General features: G+C 67.9%; 2 protein-coding genes and 1 pseudogene. All 3 read left to right on the forward strand.

Annotated elements, in window-relative coordinates; genetic code table 11:
* Positions 1-350: 350 nt before the first annotated feature.
* Positions 351-737 carry a heme-binding protein gene (locus tag VN856_RS28385; RefSeq protein ID WP_325695513.1) on the forward strand — a complete coding sequence of 129 codons (387 nt, stop codon included), beginning with the start codon at positions 351-353 and terminating at the stop codon, positions 735-737.
* Positions 734-1,009, forward strand: coding sequence for a hypothetical protein (locus tag VN856_RS28390; RefSeq protein ID WP_414687076.1), 276 nt, complete (start codon positions 734-736; stop codon positions 1,007-1,009). Before VN856_RS28385 ends, VN856_RS28390 begins: the two co-directional genes overlap by 4 nt.
* Positions 1,010-1,206: 197 nt before the next feature.
* A pseudogene (locus VN856_RS28395) lies at positions 1,207-2,816 on the forward strand (cation-translocating P-type ATPase); the annotation flags it as partial.

A 2,816-nucleotide genomic window follows, 5' to 3' on the forward strand; every position in this document is an offset into this window, starting at 1 on the left:
AGACGCACCGCAAACGTGCGACGACGCTGACGGAACTCGCCGAAGCGGCCGCGTTCGTGGCGTCGGATCGGGCCGCTGCGCTGACCGGTACCGTCGTCAATCTGACCGGCGGAGTCATCGTCGACTAAACGGATGATTCTCGCGGGCGCATTCGATACGCGTCATCACTGGCGGCGCAGCAGGGATCGCCGGGATCGTGGTTTTCTTGATCCGGAACTGTTTTGGGTGTTTGGTCTGCCGCCGACACGCTGATCTGCTTTGCGGTCAATCAGCCAGCGCGACCCGCCGCATCTGTTTAGCTCTAGGGCGGGGGACGACCACGATCGGTGACCGCACAAAAGGAGCCAGTGATGTCTCTCTCGAAGTTCATGTCGCGTCGGGTCGTAGTCGGCGCTGTTGGTGCCGGGGTGATTGCCGGCACATTGGTGTCCAGCGGCACAGGAATTGCCGCGGCTGACCCGACGCCCCGGCCACCAAACTGCTCAGCCGCAGACGTGGCCGGCGTTGCCGCCAGTGTCGCGACGTCGCTAACCACCTACCTATTCACCCACCCGGACGTGAATGGGTTCTACACCGGACTTCAGGATCAGCCCAAGGATCAGATCGGGGGCCAGGTACAGAATTACTTCAGCAACAATCCGCAGGAGGAAGCCGAGCTCGAAGGCATCCGCCAGCCGCTGACCGACATCCGGGAACGTTGCAATTGGACTCCGCTACTCGGGCAGGGCACCGCATGAACCCGAAGCACGTGCGGGCCTGGATCGCCGCAGGGATTGCAATGTTGGCCGTCACCTCGAATGCCGTTGTGACCACTGATGTGGCCAACGCCGACGTGTGCGCAGGCGTCGGCAGGCGTATCTCGGTGAGCGGATGCACCAACCTCGCGGACGTCCCGCCGCCGAGCGACTACGCGCCGCTCCCGCAGGATTTCCCGCCGCCTCCCCCACCACCGAATGTGAACGTGTGTGTCGGCGTCGGCCGGCGCATCCACGTCAGCGGCTGCACATAAATCCGATCCGCATCTGACGGATCGACATCCTCACAAAGGCGCGGTGCGATTTCTTCGCACGGCTGCGGGCTGTCGTAACACGTACGCTCGTCTACTAACGGGGGTGACCGCTTTCTCCCCATTTCGTCGTACAGCCAAGGCCGCCGCTGTGCCGAGGCGGAGCTGATCGACACCGTAGACGTTGTGAAGGATGGGTAATGAGGGTTCCAGGTGTAACCGCCTTGGTCGGGGGGGTCGCCGGCGGAGCAGTGCAAATGTTGCAAGCCGGGGTACACGGCGTGACGACGGCCGCAGATGCGATGCAGACGCTCACCGAACCGGTGCTCGATTCCGTGAGCCAGTCGACGACACGCCTGCTAGGGATCACGCGGCCGACCACCGGCAACCGGGACGGCGCCTCGGCGACCGTGCGCTGGCAGAGCGGGCAACGAGTACACCTGGACCTAGACCCGCTGCTGCCGTTCCCGCGCTGGCACGAGCACGCAGCCGTGGTCGAAGATCCGGTCCGCGAAATCGCCGGCGTGGCCAGCGCCCACGTCGAAGGGGCTTTGGGCCGACTGGTGGTCGAGATCGACGACGGTGTCGACGCCGACGACGTCCTGGAGACCGTGCGCGATGTGGTGAACTCCGCCGCCGCCGACCTGGCCGCCGCGGGACGAGAGCCGCAGATCCGGACCGCGCCGTTCGCCGATCCGGGTAACCCGTTGGCGGTCTTGGTGCCGCTCACCGCGGCCGCCTTCGACGCCGTCGCGATCGGCGCCGCGGTCACCGGTTGGGTGATCAGGCTGCCCGCGGCGCCAAAGACCACCCGAGCCGCGGCCGCGCTGCTCAACAACCAGCCGCGAATGATCGGCGTGCTCGAGTCGCGGCTGGGCCGGGTCGGCACTGATCTCGTGCTCAGCGCGTCGACGGCCGCCGCCAACGGATTGACCCAGGCGGTCGGCACGCCGCTGCTGAACTTGGTCGAGCGAGTCCTGCAAGTCTCCGAAGCCGAGGCGCATCGCCGGCGTTGGCGCGACCGGGAGCCGCAGCTGGCCTCTCCTAATAGGCCGCAGGCTCCGGTCGTCCCGGTCATCTCGTCAGCCGGAGTCAAATCGCAAGCGCCCCGGCATAATTGGGCCGCGGCCGCAGCTGGCGAAGCCTCGCACGTCGTGGTCGATGGATCGATCGACGCGGCCATCGACACCGCGAAAGGATCGATGGCCGGACCGGTCGAGGATTACGTCGATCAGGCCGCTAACGGTTCGCTGATCGCGGCCGCGAGCGCACTGGTCGCCGGCGGCGGCCCTGAAGACGCCGCCGGCGCCGTGCTTGCCGGCATACCCAAGGCCGCGCACATGGGCCGGCAGTCCTTCGCCGCGGTGCTGGGCCGCGGACTCGCCGACGACGGGCAGATGATCCTCGACCCAGGCGCGCTGCGCCGGCTGGACCGGGTGAAGGTCGTCGTCATCGACGGCGCCGCGCTGCGCGGCGACCACCGCGCGGTGCTGCACGCCCGCGGCGACGTACCGGGCTGGGACGCCGACCGGGTTTATGAGGTCGCCGACGCGCTGCTGCACGCTGAGGAGCCGCCGGAGCCCGACCCGGACGAGTTACCGGCCAACACCGCGCGACTGCGCTGGCTGCGCGCAGAGGGGCCGTCGGCAACCCCCGCGCAGGGCCTCGAACACGCCGACCTGGTTGTCGACGGCGAAACGGTCGGCCATGTCGAAGTCGGCTGGGAGGTCGACCCCTTCGCGATTCCGCTGCTGCAGATCGCGAACCGCACCGGCGCCCGGGTGGTGCTGCGGCACGTGGCCGGCACGCA

The organism is Mycobacterium sp. (assembly GCF_035603715.1).
Classification (GTDB): Bacteria; Actinomycetota; Actinomycetes; order Mycobacteriales; family Mycobacteriaceae; genus Mycobacterium.